Here is a 25,304-nt window from a genome sequence, read left to right as displayed (position 1 = left end):
GCCCCGACGATCCGGAAACCCGTTCGAGGTGAGAGGTCGGTCACATCGAATACGTGGCCCCGAGGACGTTCCCACTGGTAAACACTCAGCCCACCCCAAAACGACCTTGGGCGATGACAGGTTCCTCACAGCCGAACCGCGCATGCTCGAGGGTTTCACTCGGTTGCCGAACGCAACTCCTCGGCAACCAGATCGTGAACGCGGGCCGTCACCTGCGCGGCATCGGTCTCGTCGACCCGGACCACGTTGGACAGGGCCCGGTCCTGCGACGACCCGATCGCGACGAACCTCGTTCGGGGGAACTGGCCGGCGAACCGGACCACCGCGTCTGCCGGGGCCGCGCCCGCGGCGAGAACCAGATCACAGTCGCCCTGCACCAGAGTCGCCAGGAACGTCGAGGCGTTCTCGCTGGTCTGCGGGCCGTCCACCTCCAGGTAGCTGACCTTGCCGCTGGTCTCCGTGGAGGCTTGCTGCATGCCCGCCCACACCGGCACGACCGCCTCGTCCACCACGCCCGCAGCCGGGGTGAGCAGGCACGCCGACGCCTCGGTGTAGACGCGGGACCGCGGATCCGGCCGCTCGGTGCCCGGCCAGAGTGCCCAGGTCAGCACCCCGGCGGCCACCAGCACACCGGCGGCGCCGGCCGCCCACCACACCGGCCGACCCGGAAGCCGTCGGCCGGAACCCCCGCCCGTCGTCGCCGAACCGTGTAACCGCTTGTCAACCCGTCCACCCAGCACGGCGCAGAGCGTACCCACGCCGTCAAGCCGAGGGTGGTGGCGTGGACCCCCGTCGCTCCACGCCACCACCGGTCCGGGTGGATCAGCCGGCCACCGTCTCGTAGACGACGTCCGGTGCGGCGATCACGTTCGACGGGATCCTCGGCGCGGCCGCCTCGCCGTACCGGTCGTAGGTGACCCGGTAGGTGACGGTCTTCTTCAGCCGGATGGTGACGGCTGCCGTCCGCAGCCGACCCTGGTCGTCCACGGTGGCCTCGAACGGGGCCGACTTCGCCGCGTCGCCCAGCGCCGCCAGCTGCTTCTCGTCGATGATCTCCGCCTCCATCGAGCGGCTCAGGTCGGTGGTGCCGGCGAAGTGGCCCGGGCTGGTCTCGGCCAGGCCGGCCGACGCCTCCACCAGGGTGCTGACGAAACCCGGATCGGTCTCACCCCGGTAGGTCACGTCCTCGGCGATCTCCGGGCTGAGCCGGGTGCGGTCCAGCTCCATCCACTTCTTCGGGAACTTCGGCAGGTCCACGCCGTCCGGCACGTCGGTGAAGGCGATCTTCACCCAGGAACGGTCGGCGGTGAGCACAGCCTTGGTGGTCAACCGGATGCCGCCGGCATCGGCGATCTTCTCGCTGTACTCGACACTGGCGATGCCGCCGGCGATGTCCAGCACGCCCCGCTGCGGCATGGCGGTGCCCTTCACCGCGTACCGGAAGATCGGGGTCTTGTCGTGGGGGACGGCAGCGAGCAGCGATTCGGCCGGGGTCGGCGGTTTCGCCGCCTTCTCGACGACCTCGCCGACGGTGCCGCATCCGGTGAGGACGGTGCCGGTGAGGGCCGCCGAGGCGAGCAGAGCGATGCGTACGGTCCGAATGTTCATCGGTCCACGTCTCTTTCCAACGGGGTGAACGGTGCCTGACGCATCGAAGACTCGACGCCCCCGCTGCCATCGCTCTGCGGCTATGCTGCGGCAGACTGCCGTTCCGCTGCCATGTCACGTCAGTGCTGGTCACAGGGGGTGGATGGGCTGGTGAGTGACGGCCCGCGATTCGAGATCCTGGGCCCGGTGCGGGCCTTCCGCGGCCCGGTGGCCCTCGATCTGGGGCCGGCGAAACAGCGCGCGGTGCTCGCCGTCCTGTTGCTGGAGCCGGGCCGTCCGGTGCCGGTCCGCCGGATCGTCGACGCGGTCTGGGGCGACGGCCCGCCGGAGAACGGCACCAACGTCGTGCAGAAATACGTCGCCGGGTTGCGCCGGGCACTGGAACCGGACCGGGAACTGCTCGCCCTGACCGACGGCGGTTATCTGCTACGGGTTCCGGAGGGCGCCCTGGACCTGGACGCGTTCCGGTCCGCGCTGACCCTGGCCGCCCAACAGCACCGGGCAGGCCGGCTCACGGACGCCGCCGGGCTGGTCAGGGGTGCCCTGGACATGTGGCACGGCGAGCCGCTCGGCGGTCTCACCGGGCCGGTCTTCGAGTCGGCGCGGATCCGTCTCGCCGAGGAACGGGCCACGGCCGGGGAACTCTGGTCCACGATCGAGCTGGATCGCGGCAACGCGTCCGCCGTCGTCGCCGGGCTGAACCGGATGATCCAGGAGTTTCCGCTGCACGAGGGTCTGCGGGTGCAGTTGATGATCGCGCTGGAGCGCAGTGGCCGACAGGCCGAGGCGCTGGCCGCGTTCCGTGACGCCCGGGAGTTCTTCCTGGACGAGCTGGGTGCCGAACCCGGCGCGCGGATGCAGGCGGAACACCGCCGGATCCTGCGCACCGAGGCGTTCACCCCGGCCGAGGAGAGGCCCGGCGCGCCGCTCGGGGAGACCGATCAGCCGGAGAGAGGCCGGCCCTGGCTGGAGATGGCCGCCGCCGCCCTGGCCCCGATCGTGCTCTGCGCCCTCGGATCCTGGATCTATTTCGGGTACGCCGCCGCGCAGCGCCGCAGTCTGCGGGAACTTCTGTTCGCCGCCGGCTACCTGGCCGGATCGGTGACCGTCCTGGTGCTGCTCCTGATCGATCCCAGCCCGGTCGACAGCAGCGACCTCAGCCGCGCCGAGGAGATCGGACTGCTGCTGGTCCCGGTGCTGTCCCTGACCGCCTCGGCACACGGCGTCGTCCTCGCCGCGCACCCCGGCGACAACCATCAGGCGCGGGCCCGGCGGGAACTGGCCCGGCACTTCGCCGCCACCGACCCGGCCGGTGCGCGGCAGGCCGGCATCGGGCGCCCCGACCTGCTGCGGCCGTTCGACGACGGCGGGCTGGTCGACCTCAATCACGCGCCGGTGCAGGAGATCGCCCGGATGCCCGGGGTCGGGCCGGGGCCGGCACGCCGGATCGTCGCCGGGCGGCCGTACACACGGCCGGAGGAGGTCGCCGATCGCGGACTGCTGCCGCGGCGGGTGCTGCACCGGATCCGGCGGTGGCTGATCTGCGTACCGCCGGATCCGTCCGGGCGAGGTGTCTAGACATGTTTCGAGGTCAGGGCGCCGAAGCCCGTCCGCATGGTGACTTCAGCCGCGCCGGGCACCCCCAGTCACCACACCCGACGTGGAGCGTGGTGACTTCAGCCGCGCCGGGCATCCCCAGTCACCACACGGACGCTGACCACGAAACGTGTCTAGCGGCTGGCGGCCGACGCGTACTGACGGCGGGCGACGTACTCCACCAGTTCGATCAGCACGTTGCGGGCGGCGGCCTGGTCACGGGCGTCGAAGAGCACGACCGGCACACCCGGGTCCAGGTCGAGCGCCCGGGCCACCGCGTCCGGCGAGAAGCGGTTCATCGCGTCGAAGCAGTTCACCGCCACCACGAACGGCGTGCCCCGCTGCTCGAAGTAGTCGATCGACGGGAAGCAGTCGGCCAGCCGGCGGGTGTCGGCGAGCACCACCGCGCCGAGCGCGCCCTGTGACAGCTCGTCCCAGAGGAACCAGAAGCGGTCCTGCCCGGGCGTGCCGAACAGGTACAGCTGGAGGTCGTCGGTGATGGTGATCCGGCCGAAGTCCATGGTGACCGTGGTGGTGGTCTTGCCCTCGACGCCGGAGACGTCGTCGGCACCGTCGGCGGCGGTGAGGACCTCCTCGGTCTGGAGTGGCCGTATCTCACTCACCGACCCGACCATGGTGGTCTTTCCGGCGCCGAAACCCCCCGCGATGAGGATCTTCAGAGCGACGGGGATGCGCGACGAGCCGCCGTTGCGGTCAGAGCGCACGGAGTCCATTGACAACCGCCTTGAGTACGTCGACGTCGTGCGGCTGGGTGGCCGCCGGGGGTTCGTACAGCGAGATGAGACCCGCTGAGCGTAGATCACCGAGAAACACCCGGACCACGCCGATGGAGAGGTCCAGCTGAGACGCCAGTTCGACGACCGAGATCGGCTCCCAGGCGGCGGCCACGATGGCGTGGTGCTCGGGTTGCAGGGACGGACTGCCGGCCGGCAGGTCCGGTACCGTGGCGACGACGAAGGCGACCAGGTCGAACTCCCCGTCCGAGGGGGCGACCCGGCCCTGCGTCATCGCATACGGGCGGACCACCGGGCCCGCGTCGTTGTCCAGCCAGTCGTGTGGGGTCACACGCGGCTGCTCAGAGAGCATCGGACGGTGCGAAGACCGTCCGCTCCGGAGCGCTCATCGTCTGTCCCACCCGTGTGACAAGCATGGCCATCTCGTACGCGATCAGGCCGAGGTCGGCGTCGGCCGAGGCGAGCACCGCCAGGCACGCTCCGGATCCGGCGGCCGTGACGAAGAGGAAGGCCTCCTCCATCTCCACCACGGTCTGCCGGACCTGACCTGCCCGGAAGTGCCGGCTCGCGCCCTTGGCGAGGCTCTGGAAGCCGGCCGCCATGGCCGACAGGTGTTCGGCATCCTCGCGGTCCATCGCGGCGGAGGCGCCGAGCATGAGCCCGTCGGCCGAGAGGACCACGGCCTGCTGTGCCGTCGGCACCCGTTCGACGAGGTCGTCGAGGAGCCAGGTGAGGTTCGCGCTCTGCTTCGTCTGTGCCACTATGCGTCCTTCTCCAGCCTGAGATTCTCACCGGGATCGCCGGCGCGGTCGCCGGCCGCGCCCGTGTCCGTCCCGGATGGTGCTTTCTCCCGCGCCGCCGCGACATCCACGAGGGCCGGGAAACTGACGGTAGCCGCTGCGGAAAATGCCGTTCCGTCCGGATCGGCGGCGTTTCCGGTGCCCTGCGGCGCGGGGGTCGAGGCTTCGACACGGGCTGCTGCGACACGGCCACGGTTGGTGCCCAGCTGCAGTGCACTCATGATCGTGCGGACCTGTTCCGGGGACCGGGCCGGCGCGGCAGCGGACGGCTGGGCCATCGGCTGGCGTAGCTGCGGGGCGAGACTGGCCTGGCGTACCCGACGGGGCAGGTTGTCGTCGGTGGCGGCGACGGGCATCGCAGCGGTGATCTCGTCCGGCTCGCCGGGACCGGCGTCCGGCTCCCCGGCCGCGACAGGCTCGGAGCCCCGCGGCACCGAACGCAACGGCTGTACCACGGTCGGCTCGTCGATCGGCTCGTCGATCGGCTCGTCGATCGCGGCGGGCCCGGAACCGCGGGGAACCGCGCGCACCGGCTGCACCATGGTCGGCTCCTCTGCCGCGGCGGACTCGGAACCGCGGGGAACGGCCCGGGGTGGCGGTGGCACGGCGGCCGCCGTCCCCGAGTTGCGCGGCACCGACCGGGCCTCGGTGTCCTCCACCGGCTCGGTCTCGATCTGCTGGGGAACCCGCTTCACCCGGCGCCGCTGGACCAGGCCGTCGGCGCTCAGCTCGGGGGCGACCACGCTCGGCGCCGGGCCGGTCGGGTCGACCGCCGGAACGGGCGTCGGCACCTGTGCCGTGGCGCGGTTGCCGTTGACCGGAACCTCCTGCAGCTCCTCGCCGCCCTGCCACTGCAGTTCCGCGAGAGAGCCCCGGGCCGGGTCGCTGGTGCCCGTGCCGACCAGCGGCGCGTTCCAGCCCTTCTCCGGGCCGCTCGGGCCGCCGGAGGACCCGGTCCGCGGCCCCGCGGTGACGAGCTCGCCGGGCACCAGCACGATCGCGGTCACACCGCCGTACGCCGACGCGCGCATCGAGACCCGGATGTTGTGCCGGTTCGCCAGCTGGGCCACCACGAACAGGCCGAGACGGGCGCTGTCGGCCGGGTCGAACTCCGGCGGCTCGGCGAGACGGCGGTTCGCCTCGGTGATCGCGTCGGGCTCCATGCCGAGCCCGCGGTCCTCGATCTCGATCGCGTAGCCGTTCGGCAGCACCTGCCCGACCACCTGCACCCGGGTGTGCGGCGGCGAGTACGACGCGGCGTTCTCGATCAGCTCGGCGAGCAGGTGGATCACGTCGCCGACGGCCCGGCCGAGCAGCGCGGAGGACGTCACGGCCCGGATGTCGACCCGTTTGTACTCCTCCACCTCACTGATCGCGCCGCGGATCACGTCGATCACCGGGACCGGGTTGCGCCAGCCGCGGCCGGGTGCCGCGCCGGCCAGGATGACCAGGTCCTCGGCGTGCCGCCGCATCCGGGTGGCCAGGTGGTCGACCCGGTAGAGGTCCTCCAGCTCCCGGGGCTCGGTCTCCCGGCGCTCCATCTTGTCGAGCAGCGAGAGCTGGCGGTGCAGCAGCGTCTGGCTGCGCCGGGCGATGTTGAGGAACACCTCGTTGATGCCGCGGCGGACGTTGGCCTCGTCGACCGCGGACTGCACGGCGGTCCGCTGTACGTCGCTGAACGCGTGCCCGAGCTGGCCGATCTCGTCCCTGCCGTACTCCAGCGGAGGCGTCTCCACGTCGACGTCGACGGCCTCGCCCCGCTGCAGGCGCTGGACCACCGAGGGCAGCCGCTCCGAGGCCAGTTCCAGGGCCTCGCGGCGGAGCCGGATCAGCCGGCCGACGATCGAGCGGCCGACCCGGACCGACACCCAGATCGACAGGACCAGGGCGACCAGGCCGAGCAGTCCGGAGAGGGCGAGCCAGAGCAGCACGCTGAAGGCCACCGGGATGGCGTCCTGGGAGACCTCGCCGACCACGCGCGTCCCGAAGTTGCGCAGCTCCTGCGACACATAGTCGTAGGTGGGCTGCCAGCGGGAGCCGGAGACCGGCGGCGCGCCACCGGCGTAGCTCTGCCCGATCAGCATGTTCTGCATGATGTCGAGCTCGATGAAGGTCGGATGGGTGATCAACCGGGAGTAGTCGCCCTGCGCGTCGGCGGGCATGTCGGCCACACCGGAGGCGATGAGGTATCGCGAGGTGCTGATGTCCTCGATCATCGTCTCGCGGGCGACGGCGTCGATGCGGCCCTCGGTGTTGGCGCCGGCCAGCACCGCGTCCACCCGGCTCAGGTACTCCTGGCCGCGTAGCGCGCCGATCAGGCCGCGGACCTCACGGTCGACCCGTTCCTCGAAGAAGACCGCCGCGGTGCTGAACACCTCGAATCCGGCGTCGATCGCCCGGTTGAAGTCCTGCACGGCGTTGAGCAGCGTGATGCTGCGCTGGTCGATCTCGGTGCGGGTGTCCTGCACGTCCTCGAGCCGGTCGAGCAGGTCGGTGACCCGACTCTGCACCGCCTCGTCGAGGTCGGCGCCGGAGACCGCCTTGCGGAACTCGGCGCCGACGGTGTCGGTGGCCGCGCGCTCACGGGCCAGTTCGGTGCGGGCCGGGCGTTCGGCGGAGATGTAGATGGTGGAGAAGTGCCGCTCCCGCTGCAGCTGGGCGATCAGGCGCAGGCCCGGGTCGCCGAGCTGCTGCACCGCGTCCCGCGCGTTGAGCAGGGTCACGGCCGGACCGGAGGTGGCCACGATCGCGAAGATCCACAATGCGAAGAGCGCGGTGAGCGGCACGGCGCTCATCGCGATGATCTTCGAACGGATCGACCAGTTGCGGCTTCTCATCAGGCTCCGCCCGAGGGGTTCGGCAGGAAACGATCAACGCGCCCGCCGGCGTGCGGACCGATCAGAAAGGGACGGTCGACACGTCTGAGTGACGCGCTCCGGCAGAATACGTAATGACGTCCATCTCAGCTAGCTCTCGGTGACACCAGATCCTAGGCTTAGATCCCGTTTGTCCAGCCAGATTGGCACGCGATCTTTTTGCGAGATCGTCGGGGTTACGACAGCGGAGCGAGGCGGCGTCAACAAAGCGCCACCGTCCGTGATGTACCCGCCCGACTTCTGACGGGTTTCGTCGATAGGGATTGGTGAGTGGGTGCGGGTGGGAATACCTCCTTACGAAGAAGGAGGGACCAGATGTCCGCCACCGCCACCATCGTCCTGATCATCGTCGTTCTCCTGGTGCTGGCCGCGATCGTCCTCGGTGTCCGGGCCACGCGGCGACGCCGGCTCCAGCAGACCTTCGGCCCGGAGTACGACCGCGTGGTCGCCGACACCGGCAACCGCACGGAGGCCGAGCGCGAACTGCTCGAACGCACCAAGCGGCACGCGCAGCTCGAGCTCACGCCGCTCTCCGCGGAGTCCCGCGCGAAGTACTCGGCCGCCTGGGAAGAAGTGCAGATCCGCTTCGTCGACGACCCGAAGGAAGCCGCCGAGACCGCCGACGAGTTGGTCACCCGGCTGATCGCCGAGCGCGGGTACCCGACCGGCGACTACGACGAGCGTCTCGCCGACCTCTCCGTCGAGCACGCCGCCACCCTGGAGCACTACCGCGCCGCGCACGAGATCACCGCGCGCAGCAAGAACGACGAGACCGAGACCGAGGACCTGCGCCAGGCGCTGGTCCACTACCGCTCGCTCTTCGCCGACCTGCTCGGCGAGGAACCGGTGCGGTCCACCACCCCGGCGCCGCGACCGGCCACAGAGGACACGCCCGGAACCGGTGCGACCACGCGCGTCGTGCACGACACTGAGAACACCTCCACCGAATCCGGCGTCGCCCGCCCGCGGCCCGACGCCACCAGCCGCTGAGGAGCCCCACGATGCGCTTCTTCTCGAACGAGGCCAAGGACAACGACACCGACCAGCGCACCGACGACGATCGCACGGAGCCGTTGCGCACCGAGCCGTCGACGGTTCCGCAGCAGCGCGCCGGCTCCCCGTGGCAGCACGGCCCGGCGGACAGCGCCGTCAAGGACGAGCAGGACGACCGGACCGTCGCCTTCAGCAGCGGCGCGGCGCAGGACCGGGCCGGCTCGCAGGATCCGACCGTCGCGATCAACGACACCGGCCGGAGCGACACGGACCGGCTCGACAGCGACCGGCTCGACACCGGCGACGACAGCGACCGGCTCGACACCGACCGGACCGTCACGGACCGGCTCGACACCGACCGGACCGACGCGGACGCGGACGTGGACAAGACCGCTCCGCTGAACGACGGCCGCCACCGCCAGGAGAACGACGCCGACGACACCGGCGCCGGGACCTCGTGGGCCGGCCCGACGGTCACCCACCCCGACGAGGCCGGCGTCACGGACGCCGGCGTCAAGGACTCCACGGTCAAGGACTCCACGGTCAAGGACGCCGACGAGGCGAAGCGGGACGACGAGCCGGTGGACCTGCCGCTCGACGACCACGACACCCCGAAGGACCGCGTCGAGGACCCCGCGCCGGTCGACACCACCCCGGCCGTGGTGACGCCGGTGACGCCGGTCGAGGAGACCCCGGTTGCGGAGACCCCGAAGGAGACCACGATCTCCGGTCCGGCGCCCTTCTTCCCCGAGTCGGACACCCAGGCCCTGCGCGAGCGCTGGCGTGACGTGCAGCTGCGGTTCGTCGACGACCCCAAGGCCGCCACCTCGGACGCCGCCACCCTGGTGGACGAGGCCGTCGACAAGCTCACCACCGCGCTCAAGGAGCACCGCGGCGCGGTCGTCAAGGGCGAGGACGACACCGAGGGTCTGCGGGTCGAGCTGCGCAGCTACCGCGACATCCTGGACCGCCTGCTGGGTCTCTGAGGACCGCCACCGATCCCCGGCCGACGGAGGATCGACGGCACGGAAGCCGAAAAAAGGAGCTCCGAGTTCGGGGCTCCTTTTTCATGACTCCTGGACGTCGGGTGCCGGCTCCGCCGAGAAGGCCGGCTCCGCCGAGGTGGGCCCGGTGGATACCGGGCCGGACGACGCCGACGGCTCCGGTGGTGCGGGTGGTGGGCTGCTCGACGGCGGGACCGACGCCGAGACGGAGACCGGTGGCGACACCGACGGGCTCCGGGTGATCGACACCGACACCGTCGGCGAGGCGGACGGCCGGGCCGGGGGCGGCGTCGTCGCCCGCGCCCGCGGTGTCGCCGATGACGGGCGGGCGGTGTGGTCCGTGACGGCGTCGATCGAGTCGGCGGTCTCCCCGGCCCCGACCCCGCCGAAGTCCCTGTCGTTGTCCTGCAGTTGTTCGCCGACCGTGTTGGGACGTTGATCCGGCGCGATGGTCACGGTGCCCAACTGGGCGCCCAGCCAGAGAGCCGGACCGATTCCGATCGCCACGATGGTCCCGAACGCGAGCAACGGCCCTCGCTCCATGAGCGCCTCCCCGGACGTCGAGACGATCGTCGCGCCTCACCCGGGACCGTGCTACCCATTCCGGGCAATGCCGAAGCGAACAATCGCCGAGGTTATTGTGACCCAAAGTGACGTAAGAGTTACTCCTGCGTCGCAGACACGACTCGGCTCACTCCGGTGTACGAAACCGGTCCCCGGGCGGGTTCACCGGCGCCCCCGATCAGGGCACCCGATTCAGCGCGATCCGGTCAGATAGGCGACCGTGTCGTCCCACGCGGCCCACCCGCCCGGCAACTCGTCCGCGTCGAGAGCCGGTTTCAGGGTCATGCTCCCGCCGTCCCGCAGTCCGATCACCCAGCCCTTGCGCCGTCCGGGCAGGGTGGTCACCCCGGCCACGTCGGCGAACGGCACGAATCGGCCGTCTCCGTGGCGTTCGGGCTTCGGCTCGTCCTTCGGCACATCCTTGGGCCCGTCCGTCACCTCGGTCTTCGGGTCCGTCACCTCGGTCTTCGGGTCCGACTCCTTCCCGGCCTTCGGCTCGGTGGGCGCCGGAACCCCGGGTGACGACGGCACCCCGTCCGACGCGATCCGGGTGAGCCGTTTCTTCGCCTCGATCACCCGGCCACGCGGCAGCCCCGGCACCAGGAACAGACCACGGTCGGTGATCAGCAGATCGGTCCGCTCCCCGTCCGCCGACAACCCGACCAGACCGCCGAGCACCTGCGCCCGGGCCGCGGCCGTGGCACCCGCCGGGGCGGCCAGGTCGACCCCGATCTGCGCGAAGTACTCCCGCACCGACCCGACCATCTCCGGCACCGCGGCCGCCTGGGACAACTCGGCGAGGTTCAGGTAGGCACCCTGCGCCCCGACCACCTCGGCGGCACCCGTCCAGCTGTGCCGCCACCGGACCACACCACTGCGCAGGGCGGCCAGCGCGAACATCAGCCCGAGCAGTTCCACGATCCGTTCGGTGGTCTGCTCGGCCGGCTCCTCCGGGAAGATCGATTCGGCGGCGGTGCGCAGTCGCCCGTCGGCCGCCAGTTCGAGGACGCTCGCGGCGTCGGTGACCGTCGTGCCCGCGGCCCGGGAGATGGTGGCGAGCGCGGCGTCGGCCTCCCGCTCCATCTCGGTGGTGCGCGCCACGCTGAGGCATTCGTCCCAACTGACGACGGTACGCCCGCGCGGCGGGAACGCCACGGCCTGCAGGGCGCGGCCGAGCGCGGGTAGGTCCGGCACCAGGTCCCCGGCCGGTTCGGCCGTCTCGTCCGATGTCGATGCCGAGCTCTCCGGTGCGGATTCCGAGGAAGCGGATTCCGAGGAGGCAGAGGGAGCGGGAGAGGGGGCGGAGGGAGGAGAGGAAGGATCGGAGACAGCGCCCGACGGCTCCGGGGCGGGAGCCGTCAACGCCGCCAGACGCTCGGCCATCGACGGATGCGTGTCCCACGCCCCGTTCGCCTCCGGCTGCTGCGTCCGCAGCATCTCCATCTCGCCGGTCCGGGCCGCCAGCACCCGCAGCAACCCGCCGAAGACGTCGTCCGGCACGTAACCCGCCTGCCAGCCCGGCCCGAGGTACTCGGCGTGGAACAACCGCTGCATCCCGGCCAGCGCCGGCAGGTCCCGGATCGCGGTGACCGCCGCCTCCGTCCCGGCGTGCGCGGCGGCGATCCGGTCCGCCGCCAGCTCCTGGGCCCGGCTGAACGGAGCGTCCACCCGCCGGTAGAACCCCGCGTACGCCCGGAGCACCACCCCCGCCGGATTGCGCCGGGAGATCCGCGGCACCTTCCGGCCCACCACGATCCGCCCCCGGTACGCCAGCGGCGCCCACCGTCCGAGCTTCGGCGACCCGTGCGCCAGTTCGTGCGCCACGGCGGCCCGCAGCGTCGCCGGTTCCCACGCCTGCAGCAGGGGCAGACCGAGGTAGAGGTCGCGCCGCCCGCCGACGAGTCCCAGGGCACGGGCGCGTTCGCCGAGCACCAGGGTCGCGTCGGCCACCACGGTCACCCCGTCGGGAGCCGGCACACCCGCCGCCTTCGCCGCGCCGTCGATCAGTTCCCACAGCTGCGGCGCGCGGTCCCGGGGCACCACCGCACCGGCCGGCACCCGCATCCGGGTGTGCACGGCACGCCAGGTCGCGTACGCCAGTGCGCCGAACGTGGCGATGCTCAGCGGCACGCCGGCACGCAGCGCGAACGTGCTCGGCAGCAGCTTCAACACGATCCAGAGGGCGAGCAGCACCAGGGCGAGTTGCAGCCCCGCGACCACCAGGAATCCGGCCAGCGCGGCAGCCGACCTGGCCGCCGCCCGTGCGTCGTTGCTCAAGCCGCTCTCCTCCTTCGAACCGGGCCCCCAGGGTAGGTGCCCGGTCTGCCCGGCGCGTTTCGCGTCCGCGCAGCAGGAAATACGAGCGATATGGCCGACCTGGATCAGACTCTCGCGCTCGCTCTCAAGGGCTACGCCTGGCTGCCCGATCTGCGCCGCCGCTCGCCCGGCGAGCCGGTGCGGATCCGCATCATGGGGCAGCCCGCCGTGGTGATCTGCGGAGCCTCCGCGGCGCGGTTCTTCTACGGCCACGGCAATCTGGAGCGGCACTCGGCGCTGCCCGGGCTCGTGGTCCGCACGCTCTTCGGCCGGGGTGCCGTGCACACCCTGGACGACGAGGCGCACCGGCACCGGAAGGCGCTGTTCACGTCGCTGCTGCTCGGCGATGGGATCGAGCGGCTGGCCGGGCTGGCCGGTACGGCTTTCGACGAGGCGGCGCCGCGATGGCGGGGCGAGACGCCGGTCCGGCTCTTCGACGCGACGGCCGGTGTCCTGACGACGGCCGTGTCGCGCTGGGTCGGCGTACCCCAGAAGGAGCGTGAGCGTGCCGTCCTGGCCTCCGATCTGATCGCGATGGTGGACGGTTTCGCCACGGTGGGTCCGCGTGCCGCGCGGGCCATGATCGCGCGGCGGCGGCAGGAGCACCGCTTTTCAAAGATCATTGCGGGGGTACGCTCCGCGCCCCCGACCTCGGACCCGTTGTCGGTGATCGCGCACCACACCGACGACGGCGAACTGCTGGATCCACGGACCGCGGCGGTGGAACTGCTCAACATCATCCGGCCGACCGCGGCGGTGACCTGGTTCGTCACGTTCGCCGCGCATGCTCTCGACCGCTGGCCGCGGCATCTGGAACCGTTGCGGGCCGGCGACGAGGAGCACATCCGGGCGTTCGTGCACGAGGTGCGCCGGTTCTACCCGTTCGCGCCGTTCCTCGGTGGGCGCGCCACCCGTGACCTGTACTTCCGCGGCGAGCCGATCGCCGCCGGGACGCTGGTGCTGCTCGACGTCTACGGCCAGAACCACGACCCGGAGCTGTGGGAGGACCCCTACCTGTTCCGGCCGGAGCGTTTCGCCGGCCGGGTGCTCGGCGAGTTCGACCTGATCCCGCAGGGCGGGGGCGATCCGCGGACCGGGCACCGCTGCCCCGGCGAGCAGATCACCATCGCCCTGCTGGAGACCCTGCTGCCGCGGCTGGCCCGGCTCGACCACTACCTGCCGCCGCAGAACACCGACATCGATCTCAGCCGGATCCCGGCCCGGCCGCGCGACCGTATCCAGATGGTCTTCCCGGACTGGGCGCCGGCCCGGGACCACGCCGCCCGTCAGCGCCAGTCGATCTCCGGCGACCGGTAGTAGTCCACCCCGGCCGCGTCCCAGCGCGGACCGTACGCCGCGAGCCGTTCCCGGAACGACGGCCAGTCCCGGGCGGCCCGCGGCGACCAGGCCACCTCGGCGACCGCGGGCAGCCGGGGGAACGTCATCCGGTGGACGTCGTCCACGCTGCGCAGCGTCTCCGACCAGAGCGGCGCCTCGACCCCGAGCAGCGACTCCTCGTCCACGCCGGGCAGGCGGTCGGCCGGGTCCCAGTCGTACGCCCGCTCGACCCCGATCAGTCCGGCCCAGTCCAGGCCGAGCGGGGTGTCCGCGTCGTACTTCATGTCCAGGTAGACCCGGTCGGCCGGGGACATGATGACGCGCCGGCCCTCGGCGGCGGCCCGGGCCGTGCCCGCGTCGTCCGCCTCCGGCCGCCAGTACTGGACGACGACGTGGTCCGGCAGGTCCACGGCGGCGATCTCGTGCCAGCCGATGACGGTTTTGCCGTACTTCGCCGGTATCGGCAGGACCCGTTCGAGGAAGGCGCGGTAGTCGGCGGCCGGTGTGGAGTGGCACTCGTCGCCGCCGATGTGCAGGTACGGCCCCGGGGTCAGGTCGGCGACCGTGCGGATGACGTCCTCGACGAAGGCGTACGTCGTCTCGGGGCCGGCCGGCAGCGAGCTGTATCCGACCGCCGTGTCGGTGCGCGGCGCGACCGGCTGCCCGTCCGCGGTGAGTTCCGGGTAGGCCACCTGGGCGGCGTTGACGTGGCCCGGCATGTCGATCTCCGGGACGATTCCGACGAACCGGTCGGCGGCGTACGCGACGACCTCCGCGTACGCCGCGGTGGTCAGGAAGCCCGGTCCGGCGCCGTCGACGCCGGTGCCCGGTCCGCCGCCGATCTCGGTCAGACGGGGCCGCCCCGGGATCTCCAGCCGCCAGCCCTGGTCGTCGGTCAGGTGCAGGTGGAGGTGATTGATCTTGAACGGGACGAGCTGGTCGATGTGCGCCTTGATCTCGTCGGCGGTGAAGAAGTGCCGGGCCAGGTCGAGCATCGCCCCGCGGTACGGGAACCGGGGACGGTCCTCGATCACGCCACCCGGGAGTACGCCACCGCACTCCAGCTGGAGGATCGTCTGGACGCCCCAGAACAGCCCCTGCGGGCTGCCACCGGTCAGGGTCACCGCGCCGGCCGTGATCTCCAGCCGGTACGCCTCGGCGCCCAGACCCGGATCCAGTGACAACCGGATCGATCCGCCGTCACCGGTGGTGACCGGCAGTCCGGTCGCCGTGCTCAGGCCGGCGGCGAGACGGCCGGCGACCGCCTCGGCCTCGGGGACCGTGCTCACCCTCGTACTCGAAACGATGGTGAATGTCGTGGTGGTGACCGGCCGCACCACGGCCGGGACCGGGATCACATCGCCTAGCTGCTTCGTCGGAAGAGGCACTCCCAGGACTCTAAACTGTTTTGCCATGACGATCACCACGCGTCACGGCGTCATCGGCGATGACCAGCTGTTGCGCGACCTGGCGGCACGAACGTTCGGTCTGGCATGTCCCCCCGGCACCGCGCAGAGTGACATCGACGAATTCCTCGCGGCGCACCTGTCCGCGGACAACTTCGCCCACTACCTCGCCGACCCGAACCGGATCATCCTGCTGGTGTCCGACAGCGATCAGGTGGTCGGTTACTCCATGCTGGTCCTCGGCCCGATCGCCGATCCGGACGTCACCGCGGTGATCGACGAGGCGACCAGCGTCGAGCTGAGCAAGTTCTACGTCGCCGAGGAGTCGCACGGCAGCGGCGCGGCGAGCGTGCTGATGGCCGAGACACTCGACGTGGCGTCCAAGATCGGCGCGCGGTCCTGCTGGCTGGGCGTCAACCAGCAGAACGAGCGGGCGGCGAGGTTCTACACCAAGCACGACTTCGCGATCGTCGGGACGAAGCGTTTCCTGGTGGGCTCGGACTGGCACGACGACCACATCCGGCGTCGCGAGTTGGGCGCCTGAGGCCCGGCGCGATGGCATCGGTCCGGGCCGCGCACGACGGCGACGTCGCGGACATCCACGACATCTGCCTGCGGGCCTACGTCGCTACCTACGACGGCGTCGCCCCCGAGTCGTACTGGCGCCGGATGCTCGCCGAGCACTACACCCCCGCCCGGGTGGCCAAGTCGATCGCCGCGCAACCGCCGGGCTGGCTGGGATATCAGGTCGTCGAGGAGTCCGGCCGGGTCCGGGGGTTCGCCGCCGGCGGCCTGGTCCCCGCGTCGGCCTTCCCCACCTCCCCATCGGAGGTCCTGGGTGAGCTGCACGTGCTCTACCTGGACCCCGAGGACCTCGGCCGGGGTCTGGGCACCCTCCTGCTGGACCGGGTGACCGGCCAGTTGCGCAACCGGGGCGCGACCGCCATCGGCGCCGCCGCCCTGGCCGGCAACACCAAGGCCATCCCGTTCTACCAGGCACGGGGATTCACGCCGATCGGCCGCCGCCGGGCCGCGGGCTCCAGCGAGGCCGAGGACGTCTGGTCGGTCCTGTTGCTCCGCCGGCTCTCGCCGAAATGACTTGAGATTTATATAAGCGTGGAGTCATAACTTTACGCGGAATTGTCGCACCCGGGCGCTACTTTCTCTCCTGCGGACCGGCGCCACGGGGGCACCGGTCCGTCCACGCTCGACAGCGAGGCGCTGCTCGGCCGTGCCCGGACGGCGGGACCCGCCGGGCACGCGACCGGCCCGGCGGCCTCGTCGGCGAGCAGGCCTGGGGCATCGGAGTCCCCTCCCCATCCGATGCCCCGAGGCCGGTCATCCCGCCGCGCGTCGGTCCGGCGGCCGGGCGCCCCGCAGCAGGGTCTCGGCCACCCTGCCGACGTGCTCACGCAACTCGGGCGGCGACTCCACCGTGAACGGTGCGCCCAGCACCCCGAGCACCATCACCGGCCACCCCAGATCGTCGACGCTCATCCGGATCCGGCACCGCGCCCGGTCCGTCAGCGGTTCCACCTTCGTCCAGTCGCCCATCACGGCGCGTACCCGTTCGGCCGGCGCCGCCACCACGACGGAGACGTCGTACCGGTTCGGGAGGGTGGCCAGCCGCTCGCGAATCCAGGCCACCGGGTCGCCGCCCGGCAGCTCCCGCGGACGGAACCGCGCCCCGGCCGGCTCCGGATCCGTCAGCCGGTCCAGCCGGAAATTGCGCCAGTCGCCGCGGTCCAGGTCCCAGGCCACCAGGTACCACCGGCGCCCCAGCGACACCAGACGGTGCGGCTCCACGTGCCGGCGCATCGGCTCCCCACCGGAGGCGGTGTGCGTGAACCGCAGACGCTCCTCGCCCCGGCACGCCAGCGCGATCGTGGTCAGCACCCCCGGATCCAGGATCGGGCCGTCACCGGGGACCGCCGGCGCGGTCACCGCCCGGACCGCGTCGACCCGGCGGCGCAACCGGGGCGGCAGCAGCTGGATCACCTTGGCGAGGGCACGGACCGAGGTCTCCTCGAACCCCGCCACCGAACCGGCGGCGGCACTGCGCAGTCCGACCACGATGGCGACCGCCTCCTCGTCGTCGAGCAGCAGAGGCGGCACCGCCGCCCCCGCCTGCAGCTGGTAGCCACCGGCCACACCACGGCTGGCATCGACCGGATAGCCCAGGTCACGGAGCCGGTCCACGTCACGGCGCAGGGTGCGGGGGCTGACCTCGAGACGGCCGGCCAACTCCGCGCCGGGCCAGTAACGGTGGGTCTGCAGCAGGGACAGCAGCCTCAGCATCCGGGCACTGGTGTTCGCCATGCCCGCAAGGATCCCGCGGATTACGGCCGGAACCCGACCGCTACCTTCTCCCGATGCGGCGGATCCTCATCGTGCCGACGGCACGCCGATTACTCGAAGGACTCACCCGGCCGGTGATCGCGGCACCGGCCCCGCACGGCACCCGTGCGGACGCGGTGGTGGACTGCGCGATCTACCAGGCGGGCGGGCGCCGGCCCGGCGCGCCGCCCTTCCGGGAGGCGGCCCGGATCGCCCGGCGCCGGCGGGGCGCGTTCGTCTGGCTGGGCCTGCACGAGCCGGACCGGGCGGCGATGGACGCGGTGGCCGAGGTGTTCGGCCTGCACGAGCTACTCGTCGAACAGGCGGTGGCCGGCGGGCACCGGCCCGGGGTGGAGAAGGTCGGCGAGGTGACCCGGCTGGTGCTGCGGACCGCGCGCTACGTCGAGCACGACCGGCTCACCGCGACGTCCGAGGTGGTGGAGACCGGGGACGTGACGGTGCTGATCGGCCCGTGGTTCGCGATCACCGTGCGGCACGGTCCGGTGGGCGCGCTGCGGGCGGTCCGCACCGAGCTGGAGTCCCGTCCGGAGGTGCTGTCCCAGGGGCCGTGGTCGGTCGCGTACGCGGTGGGCAGCCGGATGGTGGACAGCTACCTGGAGGTCGCCGAGCACGTGGAGAGCGACCTGGACCGGATCGAGGAGGAGACCTTCGCGGCCGTCCGCACGTCCGACTTCGCCCACCTCTACCAGCTGAAGCGGGAGATGGTGGAGTTCAAGCGGGCGGTGCTGCCGCTCGCCGATCCGCTGTCCCGGCTGCTGGAGGACCCGGCGCTGCCCGCAGGGCTGCTCCCCTACCTGGTGGACGTGCGGGGCCGGCTCGCACGGGCGGTGGACCGGGTGGCCGGTTTCGACGACCTGGTGAACTCGATCCTGCAGGCCCGGCTGACCCAGGTGTCGGTCGACCAGAACCACGACATGCGCAAGATCGCCGCATGGGCCGCCATCGCCGCGGTGCCGACCGTGATCGCCGGGGTGTTCGGGATGAATTTCGAGCATTTCCCGGGACTCGCCTCGCCGTACGGTTTCCCGGGGTCCGTCCTGGCGATGCTGCTGATCGGTGGATTCCTGTACTGGAAGCTGCGAAAGGGCGGTTGGCTGTAGCGACCATGATCACTGACGGTTACAGAGATGAAGGTCACAGTCTCGACGCGCGCCGGATTCGCCCGCGATGCGCGAGTTGAGGACCCCCAACGTGGTGCACTCATTCAACCTTCCGGGTGATGGCAACCACCGATACGGCTAGTCTCCACACCGGACGGTTGGCGAACCCCGGGCGTCTTGCCGTAGCCCACGAACACGGCGAGTTACTAGTTTTTGTGACTGCGTCGATCTTTGGGGGATTTTCGGAATGACGGCAACCGACGCCGCACCGCAGCACGCGGAGTCGCCGGGTAAAAGCGGCATATTCGCGGCCCTCAAGGGCCACGTCGACCTCTTCTTGAACGCCGGCTCGCTGATGGCGACCACCCTTCTCACCTCGCTCTTCGGCTTCGCGTACTGGTGGGTCGCCGCCCGCGTCGCACCGATCGACGCGGTCGGCGAGGCCTCCGCCGCGGTCGCGGCCATGACGACCATCGGCACCATCGGCATGTTCGGCATGGGCACCATGCTGATCGGCGCGCTGCCGAGCATCCCCCGCGGCAAGTGGGACCTGATCTCCACCTGTCTGCTGACCGCGGGCACGGTGGCCACGGTGGGCGGCATCGCGTACGTGGTCGTCGCCGACCTGTGGATCCCCAGCCTGCGGGAGGCGTTCGGCGGCACCGCCGGCATGATCCTGCTGATCGTCGGCATCGCGCTGAACGCGATGACCCTGGTGCTCGACGAGGCCATGGTCGGCCTCCTCCAGGGCCCGCTGCAGCTGATGCGCAACGCCTGGTTCTCGGTGATCAAGCTGGTGCTGCTGGCGCTGGCGGCCCTGCTGCCGTTCACGCTGACCGGCGAGATCCTGCTGCTGACCTGGGTGGCCGGCATCGTCATGTCCACCGCGATCCTGTTCCGCACCCTGCGCAAGCGCGGCATGATCGACTCGATGCGGCCCCGGCCCGGCCTGATGCGCGGCCGCGGCAAGGCCACCTTCGACCACAACCTGCTGAACCTGGCGACCTACCTGCCCCGGGCGGCACTGCCGCTGGTGGTGACCGCGACCCTGTCGAAAGAGGTGAACGCGGCCTTCTACACCGCGTTCATGGTGCTGTCGTTCCTGGCGATGGTCCCCGGCAACGTGGCGATCACGCTGTTCGCGGTGACCGCCGGCGACAAGGCGGCCCTGCGCAGCAAGGTCCGTGTCGGCCTGCTGATCTGCCTGATCGTCGGACTGCCGGCGGCACTGGTCGTCTACGGGCTCAGCGACTTCATCATGTCGCTGTTCAGCTCTCAGTACGCCGACCTGGCCGGCAACGCCCTGGCCATCCTGACGCTGTCGTACCTCCCGTTCGTCTTCCACCACTTCTTCCTGGCGATCTCCCGGGTGCAGAACCGGCTCCGCGGCGCCGGGATCTTCGCCTGCTTCGCCGGTGTGGCCGAGTTGGGCGCCGCCTGGTACGGCGGCACCACCGGCGATCTGGACACGCTGGTCACCGCGGTCGTCGTGGTGATGGCGATCGAGATGGTGCTGGTCGCCCCGATGGTCCTGAAAGTCGTCTTCGCCCCTGTCGTCGACATGTCCGCTGCGGCGGAGGGAGTAAACGTCGTGTCCACCACCAGCATGACCCTGCGCGAGCGGTCCTGGCTGCCGCTGGAGTACATCCGCACCGTCGGCCCGCTCACCGGGGTCACCGCGGACCGGGTACGCCACGCACTGATCGGCCTGCACGCCGCCGACCCGACCCACCGCGCCGTCTCCCGGCTGGACCGGTCCGGCGCCCGCTGGCAGCACATGGACGCCGCGTCGTTCGCCGCGTTCGTGCAGCACGCCGTGACCGACCTGGGCCCCGGCCCGGTGGACTTCGACGCGATGACCCGACAGCTGCAGTCCGAGCCGCGGGCCCACCACCCGCTGCGGATCCTGGTCGGCGGCGGCTACTTCGCCCTCAAGGTGTCGCACGCATACGGCGACGCCGGCCCGGTCGGCACCCTGGTGCACGAGCTGGTGCAGGCCGCCTACGAGCAGCGCCCAGCCAGGATCGCCCCGTCCCGGCGGCACCGCACGGCCCTCGTGAAGGCGTGGTGGAAACAGTTCGGACTGCAGCCCGGCCGCTGGAAGGAGGGCATGAGCTTCGCCCGCCCGCCGCACCCGGAGGAGTCGGCGACCCGCCCGTGGCAGGCCGACCTGACCGTCCGCACCGCCCGCTCCGGCCGGGTCCTCGGCCAGATGCGCGGCTGGCGCGACGACCACGCCCCCGGCGTCACCACGTCGGCCATCACGTTCGCCGCGTTCACCTCGGCCCTGATCGAACTCGGTCTGCGCCCCGACCTGCGCGGCGGCACGTTCCTCGCCGACGCCCGCCGGTACCTGGACAAGGGCGTCAGCATCGACAGCAACTTCTGCATGGGCCCGTTCCTGACCCCGCAGAGCCTGACCGACCCGCTCGCCATCCACACGACGCTGAAGGCGGAACTGGCCACCGGCCGGATCCTCACCATGCTGCTGCTGCGTGAGGGCAAGATCCTGCTGACCGGCGCGCCCGGCATGCCGGACCCGTACCCCACCGAGGCCCCGGTCGAGCCCCGCCCCAGCCTGACCTTCAGCAACCAGGGACGGCACGACTTCCTCAGCGATCTGCCGTGGGCGGTCGAACCGGCCGGCCGGATCAACCAGAGCGTGCCGACGCTGAACGGCCCGGAGGGCATCACGCTGACCACCAGCGAGATGAACGGCGTCCTGCACCTGGAGGCCACCTTCCACGCCAGCACGTACGACCCGGCGCTCATCGCCCGGGCCCTGGACCTGGTCTGCACCGACCCGGCCGGCCTGATCATGGCCCGCCGCTGACCGTCACAGCAGCACAGCGCCCGCATACTCGAGCCCGGCCGGCACACCCCCCGATCGGCCGGACTCTCCCCCCGGCCGCCGGACCCTCGCGGGGTCCGGCGGCCGGCCCCTTTCCGTTCCCTCCGGAGAACGGTGAAGTGGCACCGGCTGGAAACGGCGCAGTGGCACCCGCTGGAAACGGCGAAGCGGCACCCGCTGGAAACGGCGAAGTGGCGCCCGACCGAAGTCGGACGCCACCCTCGAGCAGCCGGAATCAGATCACGGCCGCGGGGTACCACCGTGCCAGGGGCCGCCCTGGCCGTTCTGACCCCCACCGGGCTGCCCCTGTCCGGGACCGCCCGGGCCACCCTGCATCGGCCCACCCTGGCCGGGCCCGTTCTGACCGCCGGGGCCGCCTTGGTTGTTTCCGGGCCCACCGGGACCGTTTCCAGGACCGCCGGGACCACCTGCTCCCGGTCCGCCCGGCTGTCCCTGCCCGGGACCGCCCGGCTGGCCCTGACCCTGTCCCTGCCCGCCCGGCTGGCCCTGCCCGGGACCGCCCGGGCCATGGGGGCCGCCGCCGGGACCGCCCGGACCGCCCGGACCGCCGGGCCAGTTGTCGGCCCGCAGCACCGGCAGCGACAGCACCGCCGTCCGCGTCTGGGGCCGGGCCTTGAACCCGCAGTCGTCGTACGTCATGGTCGTCCAGAGCTGTGTCACGCCCTGCCGCTGCAGGAACGGCGTGACCCGGATCCGGGTGAAGTCGGTGCGCCCCGGGAACAACGAGTCGCCGCGGGAGAAGGTCGCCGAGCGCGCGTTCCCCGGGTAGTCGACGCGGGCCTGTTCGGCCCGGACGCGGACTTCGACGTCGCAGATGCGACGGTCGGTGCGCCAGTAGATGTTGACCCAGCTACTGGTGTTGGCCCGGACCGATTGCAGCCAGGTCGAGACGGGCTGCGGGCCGCGGGGTGCGGCGGCGGCCGGGGCCGCCGCGACCGCGAGGAGCCCGGTGGCCGCGGTGGCGAGGGCGACGATGCGCCTTGTGGTCTGCATGGGAATTCCTCCGTGCCATGTCGTCAGCCGTGAAGCCGTGCGGGAACTGGCCTGACAAAACGGACACTATGGGAATTCCGCCCATCCCATTGCAGGCTTCGCAATGTTTCGGGACAAAAGACGGATTCTGTACAAAACGTTTAGGGCGGATCGGCCGAAAAGACGATGTCCCTCACCACGTGCCGACGAGCCGGAACGCGGGTAAGGAGAAGGGTCATGACCCAGCACAGGAACACCACGTCGGAGGACCTGGGCGCGCCGGTGGCGTACCTGGTCGTCAAGAACGGGACGCCGGTCTACGACCGGTCGGGCGCCACGGTGGGCACGGTCGAACACGTGCTCGCCGACGTTCCCGAGGACATCTTCCACGGACTGCTGCTCGAGACCGGGCTCGGACACCGGTTCGCCGCGGCCGACCGGATCGACGGGCTCTTCGAGCAGGGGGTGATCGTCAGCGAACCGGCCGAGAACCTGCCCGAACCGGACGAGTCGCAGCCCGCGATGAGCGGACTGCGACGCGCCTGGGACTGGCTGATCCAGCCCAAAGGTTGATCAGAAAAGGTCAACGACCCCAGCGCAGCAGGCAGGAACCCATCGACATGCCACCACCGAAGCCGGCGAGCAGCACCAGCTGACCGTCGCGCAGCGAGCCGTTGCGTGCCGCGTCGTCGAGGGTGACCGGGATCGAGGCGCTGCCCACGTTGCCGTACCACGGCAGCGTCAGATGCGTGTGCGCGTTCTGGAAGCCGGCCGCCTCGACCAGCTCCTGCAGCATGATGCCGTTCGCCTGGTGCGGGACGAAGTGCTCGACGTCGTCGGCCTTCAGTTCGTTACGGCGCAGCAACTCGTCGAGGGCCGGCGGGACCGCGCCGGCGACGAAGTCCCGCACGCCCCGGCCGTTCATCCGGAAGTAGTGATCGCCCGCGGCCACCGTCTCGGCCGTGGGGGGCATCCGGCTGCCGCCGCCCTTGACATAGATCAGGTCGTTCGCCTCACCCTTGGAGGAGAGGTCGATGTCGATGATGCCGTGTCCGTCGGCAACCGAACCGACCACCGCGGCACCGGCGCCGTCGCCGAAGAGCACCGAGGTGCGCCGGTCGCCGAAGTCCAGGATGCGCGAGTAGATGTCCGACGCGATGACCAGGACGAGTGCGCCCGGGTTCGCCGCGACCAGGCCGTTCGCGATGTTCAGCGCGAAGACGAAGCCGGCGCAGACCGCGTTGACGTCGAAACAGGCGGCCTTGTCGGCGCCGATCGACTGCTGCACCAGGTTCGACGTCGGCGGCTGCGGGGAGTCCCCGGTGGACGTCGAGACGATCAGATAGTCGATGTCGGCGGCAGCGATGCCCGCCCGTTCCAGTGCCGCCTTGGCTGCGTTCGTGGCCAGGTCGGACGTGGCCTCGTGAGGCGCCGCGAACCGGCGGGCCTCGATCAAGGTCTTGCGCGACACCCATTCCGGGTCCGCATCCGGCACCAGCGTTCGCAGGTCCACATTGGTCACGACCCGCTCCGGGAGGTAAGACCCTGTCCCGAGTATGCCGACCGCCACGCGTTCCCCCGTTTGCTCGGAGCTTTCGCTTACAAGTTTCATGTTTTGCCCCACGACCCTAACCAGCGACACTGCTGTCGTGCGGATCGATCCCATGGCGGTTCGGCTGATAAAAGCCGCCCCTCCGGCCTGCGGTTCTGCTCTACTGAGGACCGCGATCGCGGTATGTCCAGTCGCCGTTACCGAGCGCTGAACGCCTCGGTCCCGGATCGGCCGGCTGACTCGGCGGGCGCTGACCCCACAGCTGCCCCGGCTGCACCCCGGTGGCGGGCGCCTGCTCCCGCGCCTCCAGACGGCTGGCCAGGTATTCCGCTGCCGCACGGTCGTCCTCGTTGGGCGCGGCCATCAGCGAATACCCCATGCCGATCACGGCGAAGAGCACCGCCGCACCGATCGGGATGAGCATGGTGGTGGCGTTCGCGCCGGACACCGAACCGAAACCGGTGTCCCGCGTCACCGACATGGCGAGCATGCCGGTGAAGTGCATGCCGTTCACCGCGACGCCCATCAGCAGCGCGGATCCGGCGATGGCCAGCGGCCGGTGCACCACCAGGGCGAGCCAGAGCGCCACCGTGGCGGCGACCACGGCGATGGCGATGGAGAGCACGACCTCCCCGCCGGCGTAGTGGATCTCGCCGTGCAGCCGCATGGCCGCCATGCCGGTGTAGTGCATCCCGGCCACCCCCAGACCGGCGAGCAGACCGCCGGCCAGGATCCGGACCTGCTGCGCGGCGGTGCCGAGCAGCGCGATGGCCAGGCCGGCGCCGACCGCGACGAACGCGATCACCCCACTGGCCACGGTCAGGCCGACGTCGTAGCGGATGGGCGTACCGTCCACCTTGAACCCGGTCATGGCCACGAAGTGCATGCTCCAGATGCCGGTCGCGCCGATCGCCACGGTGGCCAGGATCAGCCACCAGATGCGCTCGCCGGACCGCGTCGAGCCGCGCAGGCGCACCGCGGCGGTGAGCCCCAGCAGCGAGCCGAGAACGGACAGCAGATAGCTGACCGCCGGGGTAATCCATCCATGATCGAAATGGTGGATCTCCGCCATGACGCCGTCCCTCTCGCTCACGTGATTCGCTGGTCTGCATCCTGCCCGCACCTATCTCATGGGCGTGACTGATTGTGACGCAGCTTTCGTCGCAAGAGAACGTGCGGCGCATCTCGATTTAG

Annotated in this window: 22 protein-coding genes; 10 read left to right on the top strand and 12 right to left on the bottom strand. The window is 71.2% G+C overall.

Features of this window, described 5'->3' with window-relative positions:
- Positions 1 to 155 precede the first annotated feature (155 nt).
- The gene (locus tag WH85_RS14460) at positions 156 to 656 is read right to left on the bottom strand and encodes a type 1 periplasmic-binding domain-containing protein (protein WP_052720464.1); all 501 of its coding nucleotides are present in this window, start codon (positions 654 to 656) and stop codon (positions 156 to 158) included.
- A 166-nt stretch (positions 657 to 822) separates the two neighbouring features.
- Positions 823 to 1,608: a hypothetical protein gene (locus WH85_RS14455; RefSeq protein WP_045742338.1), complete on the bottom strand. Its 786-nt coding sequence runs from the start codon at positions 1,606 to 1,608 to the stop codon at positions 823 to 825.
- A 150-nt stretch (positions 1,609 to 1,758) separates the two neighbouring features.
- Between WH85_RS14455 and WH85_RS14450 the strand changes: the two genes are divergently transcribed.
- Positions 1,759 to 3,186, top strand: coding sequence for an AfsR/SARP family transcriptional regulator (locus tag WH85_RS14450; RefSeq protein ID WP_045742391.1), 1,428 nt, complete (start codon positions 1,759 to 1,761; stop codon positions 3,184 to 3,186).
- Between the two features lie 152 nt (positions 3,187 to 3,338).
- Here the strand turns inward: WH85_RS14450 and WH85_RS14445 are convergent, their stop codons facing one another.
- Genes WH85_RS14445 through WH85_RS14430 form a run of 4 tightly spaced genes read right to left on the bottom strand, consistent with a single transcriptional unit; the run spans position 3,339 to position 7,596 of the window.
- A complete protein-coding gene (locus tag WH85_RS14445) occupies positions 3,339 to 3,938 on the bottom strand; it encodes a GTP-binding protein (protein ID WP_045742337.1) in 600 nt (199 codons plus the stop codon).
- Positions 3,919 to 4,311, bottom strand: a complete 393-nt coding sequence (locus tag WH85_RS14440; RefSeq protein ID WP_045742336.1) for a DUF742 domain-containing protein — start codon at positions 4,309 to 4,311, stop codon at positions 3,919 to 3,921. Before WH85_RS14440 ends, WH85_RS14445 begins: the two co-directional genes overlap by 20 nt.
- A complete protein-coding gene (locus tag WH85_RS14435) occupies positions 4,301 to 4,723 on the bottom strand; it encodes a roadblock/LC7 domain-containing protein (RefSeq protein ID WP_045742335.1) in 423 nt (140 codons plus the stop codon). Before WH85_RS14435 ends, WH85_RS14440 begins: the two co-directional genes overlap by 11 nt.
- The gene (locus WH85_RS14430) at positions 4,720 to 7,596 is read right to left on the bottom strand and encodes a nitrate- and nitrite sensing domain-containing protein (RefSeq protein WP_045742334.1); all 2,877 of its coding nucleotides are present in this window, start codon (positions 7,594 to 7,596) and stop codon (positions 4,720 to 4,722) included. Before WH85_RS14430 ends, WH85_RS14435 begins: the two co-directional genes overlap by 4 nt.
- A 354-nt stretch (positions 7,597 to 7,950) precedes the next feature.
- Here WH85_RS14430 and WH85_RS14425 point away from each other — a divergent pair, with 354 nt between their 5' ends.
- The 3 genes from WH85_RS14425 (at position 7,951) to WH85_RS14415 (ending at position 10,071) form a co-directional block, all read left to right on the top strand.
- Positions 7,951 to 8,625, top strand: a complete 675-nt coding sequence (locus WH85_RS14425; RefSeq protein ID WP_045742333.1) for a hypothetical protein — start codon at positions 7,951 to 7,953, stop codon at positions 8,623 to 8,625.
- 11 nt (positions 8,626 to 8,636) lie between these two features.
- Positions 8,637 to 9,614, top strand: coding sequence for a hypothetical protein (locus tag WH85_RS46995; RefSeq protein WP_052720460.1), 978 nt, complete (start codon positions 8,637 to 8,639; stop codon positions 9,612 to 9,614).
- A 145-nt stretch (positions 9,615 to 9,759) separates the two neighbouring features.
- Positions 9,760 to 10,071, top strand: coding sequence for a hypothetical protein (locus WH85_RS14415; protein WP_157410992.1), 312 nt, complete (start codon positions 9,760 to 9,762; stop codon positions 10,069 to 10,071).
- Between the two features lie 317 nt (positions 10,072 to 10,388).
- On the opposite strand, the gene WH85_RS14410 is transcribed toward WH85_RS14415, so the two are convergent.
- Positions 10,389 to 12,473: a M48 family metallopeptidase gene (locus WH85_RS14410; RefSeq protein ID WP_045742331.1), complete on the bottom strand. Its 2,085-nt coding sequence runs from the start codon at positions 12,471 to 12,473 to the stop codon at positions 10,389 to 10,391.
- A 90-nt stretch (positions 12,474 to 12,563) separates the two neighbouring features.
- Between WH85_RS14410 and WH85_RS14405 the strand changes: the two genes are divergently transcribed.
- The gene (locus WH85_RS14405; protein WP_083449005.1) at positions 12,564 to 13,829 is read left to right on the top strand and encodes a cytochrome P450; all 1,266 of its coding nucleotides are present in this window, start codon (positions 12,564 to 12,566) and stop codon (positions 13,827 to 13,829) included.
- Here WH85_RS14405 and WH85_RS14400 read toward each other — a convergent pair.
- The gene (locus WH85_RS14400) at positions 13,799 to 15,265 is read right to left on the bottom strand and encodes a beta-N-acetylhexosaminidase (RefSeq protein ID WP_045742330.1); all 1,467 of its coding nucleotides are present in this window, start codon (positions 15,263 to 15,265) and stop codon (positions 13,799 to 13,801) included. The genes WH85_RS14405 and WH85_RS14400 overlap by 31 nt on opposite strands.
- Here WH85_RS14400 and WH85_RS14395 point away from each other — a divergent pair.
- Together WH85_RS14395 and WH85_RS46990 are read left to right on the top strand one after the other, a co-directional pair.
- Positions 15,264 to 15,800, top strand: coding sequence for a GNAT family N-acetyltransferase (locus tag WH85_RS14395; RefSeq protein WP_045742329.1), 537 nt, complete (start codon positions 15,264 to 15,266; stop codon positions 15,798 to 15,800). The genes WH85_RS14400 and WH85_RS14395 overlap by 2 nt on opposite strands.
- 11 nt (positions 15,801 to 15,811) lie before the next feature.
- Complete coding sequence (locus tag WH85_RS46990) at positions 15,812 to 16,354, top strand: GNAT family N-acetyltransferase (protein ID WP_052720457.1); 543 nt, start codon at positions 15,812 to 15,814, stop codon at positions 16,352 to 16,354.
- Positions 16,355 to 16,594: 240 nt separating this feature from the next.
- On the opposite strand, the gene WH85_RS14385 is transcribed toward WH85_RS46990, so the two are convergent.
- Complete coding sequence (locus tag WH85_RS14385) at positions 16,595 to 17,575, bottom strand: helix-turn-helix transcriptional regulator (RefSeq protein WP_045742328.1); 981 nt, start codon at positions 17,573 to 17,575, stop codon at positions 16,595 to 16,597.
- Between the two features lie 53 nt (positions 17,576 to 17,628).
- Between WH85_RS14385 and WH85_RS14380 the strand changes: the two genes are divergently transcribed.
- Both WH85_RS14380 and WH85_RS14375 read left to right on the top strand, forming a co-directional pair.
- Complete coding sequence (locus WH85_RS14380) at positions 17,629 to 18,714, top strand: magnesium and cobalt transport protein CorA (protein ID WP_045742327.1); 1,086 nt, start codon at positions 17,629 to 17,631, stop codon at positions 18,712 to 18,714.
- A 247-nt stretch (positions 18,715 to 18,961) separates the two neighbouring features.
- Positions 18,962 to 21,547 carry a lipopolysaccharide biosynthesis protein gene (locus WH85_RS14375; protein WP_045742326.1) on the top strand — a complete coding sequence of 862 codons (2,586 nt, stop codon included), beginning with the start codon at positions 18,962 to 18,964 and terminating at the stop codon, positions 21,545 to 21,547.
- Positions 21,548 to 21,805: 258 nt separating this feature from the next.
- Here WH85_RS14375 and WH85_RS52250 read toward each other — a convergent pair whose 3' ends face one another.
- Complete coding sequence (locus WH85_RS52250; protein WP_063775511.1) at positions 21,806 to 22,579, bottom strand: hypothetical protein; 774 nt, start codon at positions 22,577 to 22,579, stop codon at positions 21,806 to 21,808.
- 216 nt (positions 22,580 to 22,795) lie between these two features.
- Here WH85_RS52250 and WH85_RS14365 point away from each other — a divergent pair, with 216 nt between their 5' ends.
- Positions 22,796 to 23,131, top strand: a complete 336-nt coding sequence (locus tag WH85_RS14365) for a PRC-barrel domain-containing protein (RefSeq protein WP_045742325.1) — start codon at positions 22,796 to 22,798, stop codon at positions 23,129 to 23,131.
- Between the two features lie 10 nt (positions 23,132 to 23,141).
- Here the strand turns inward: WH85_RS14365 and WH85_RS14360 are convergent, their stop codons facing one another.
- Positions 23,142 to 24,170: a 3-oxoacyl-ACP synthase III family protein gene (locus tag WH85_RS14360; protein WP_045742324.1), complete on the bottom strand. Its 1,029-nt coding sequence runs from the start codon at positions 24,168 to 24,170 to the stop codon at positions 23,142 to 23,144.
- A gap of 100 nt (positions 24,171 to 24,270) precedes the next feature.
- Positions 24,271 to 25,182 (bottom strand): MHYT domain-containing protein, encoded by a 912-nt coding sequence (locus WH85_RS14355; RefSeq protein WP_045742386.1) that lies wholly within the window; start codon positions 25,180 to 25,182, stop codon positions 24,271 to 24,273.
- Between the last annotated feature and the right edge of the window lie 122 nt (positions 25,183 to 25,304).

Origin of the sequence: Actinoplanes rectilineatus (genome assembly GCF_000962825.1) — a bacterium.
In the GTDB taxonomy this organism is placed as follows: domain Bacteria; phylum Actinomycetota; class Actinomycetes; order Mycobacteriales; family Micromonosporaceae; genus Actinoplanes; species Actinoplanes rectilineatus.
The sequence above is the reverse complement of the archived record's forward strand: the minus strand, read 5'-3'. Positions and strand labels throughout refer to the sequence as shown.

Excerpts from the sequence above, each read along its gene's own strand:
- WH85_RS14455 (WP_045742338.1), bottom strand. The coding sequence starts at position 1,608 with ATGAACATTCGGACCGTACGCATCGCTCTGCTCGCCTCGGCGGCCCTC.
- WH85_RS14445 (WP_045742337.1), bottom strand. The coding sequence starts at position 3,938 with ATGGACTCCGTGCGCTCTGACCGCAACGGCGGCTCGTCGCGCATCCCC.
- WH85_RS14440 (WP_045742336.1), bottom strand. The coding sequence starts at position 4,311 with ATGCTCTCTGAGCAGCCGCGTGTGACCCCACACGACTGGCTGGACAAC.
- WH85_RS14430 (WP_045742334.1), bottom strand. The coding sequence starts at position 7,596 with ATGAGAAGCCGCAACTGGTCGATCCGTTCGAAGATCATCGCGATGAGC.
- WH85_RS14425 (WP_045742333.1), top strand. The coding sequence starts at position 7,951 with ATGTCCGCCACCGCCACCATCGTCCTGATCATCGTCGTTCTCCTGGTG.
- WH85_RS46995 (WP_052720460.1), top strand. The coding sequence starts at position 8,637 with ATGCGCTTCTTCTCGAACGAGGCCAAGGACAACGACACCGACCAGCGC.
- WH85_RS14405 (WP_083449005.1), top strand. The coding sequence starts at position 12,564 with ATGGCCGACCTGGATCAGACTCTCGCGCTCGCTCTCAAGGGCTACGCC.
- WH85_RS14395 (WP_045742329.1), top strand. The coding sequence starts at position 15,264 with ATGACGATCACCACGCGTCACGGCGTCATCGGCGATGACCAGCTGTTG.
- WH85_RS14400 (WP_045742330.1), bottom strand. The coding sequence starts at position 15,265 with ATGGCAAAACAGTTTAGAGTCCTGGGAGTGCCTCTTCCGACGAAGCAG.
- WH85_RS46990 (WP_052720457.1), top strand. The coding sequence starts at position 15,812 with ATGGCATCGGTCCGGGCCGCGCACGACGGCGACGTCGCGGACATCCAC.
- WH85_RS14385 (WP_045742328.1), bottom strand. The coding sequence starts at position 17,575 with ATGGCGAACACCAGTGCCCGGATGCTGAGGCTGCTGTCCCTGCTGCAG.
- WH85_RS14380 (WP_045742327.1), top strand. The coding sequence starts at position 17,629 with ATGCGGCGGATCCTCATCGTGCCGACGGCACGCCGATTACTCGAAGGA.
- WH85_RS14375 (WP_045742326.1), top strand. The coding sequence starts at position 18,962 with ATGACGGCAACCGACGCCGCACCGCAGCACGCGGAGTCGCCGGGTAAA.
- WH85_RS52250 (WP_063775511.1), bottom strand. The coding sequence starts at position 22,579 with ATGCAGACCACAAGGCGCATCGTCGCCCTCGCCACCGCGGCCACCGGG.
- WH85_RS14365 (WP_045742325.1), top strand. The coding sequence starts at position 22,796 with ATGACCCAGCACAGGAACACCACGTCGGAGGACCTGGGCGCGCCGGTG.
- WH85_RS14360 (WP_045742324.1), bottom strand. The coding sequence starts at position 24,170 with ATGAAACTTGTAAGCGAAAGCTCCGAGCAAACGGGGGAACGCGTGGCG.
- WH85_RS14355 (WP_045742386.1), bottom strand. The coding sequence starts at position 25,182 with ATGGCGGAGATCCACCATTTCGATCATGGATGGATTACCCCGGCGGTC.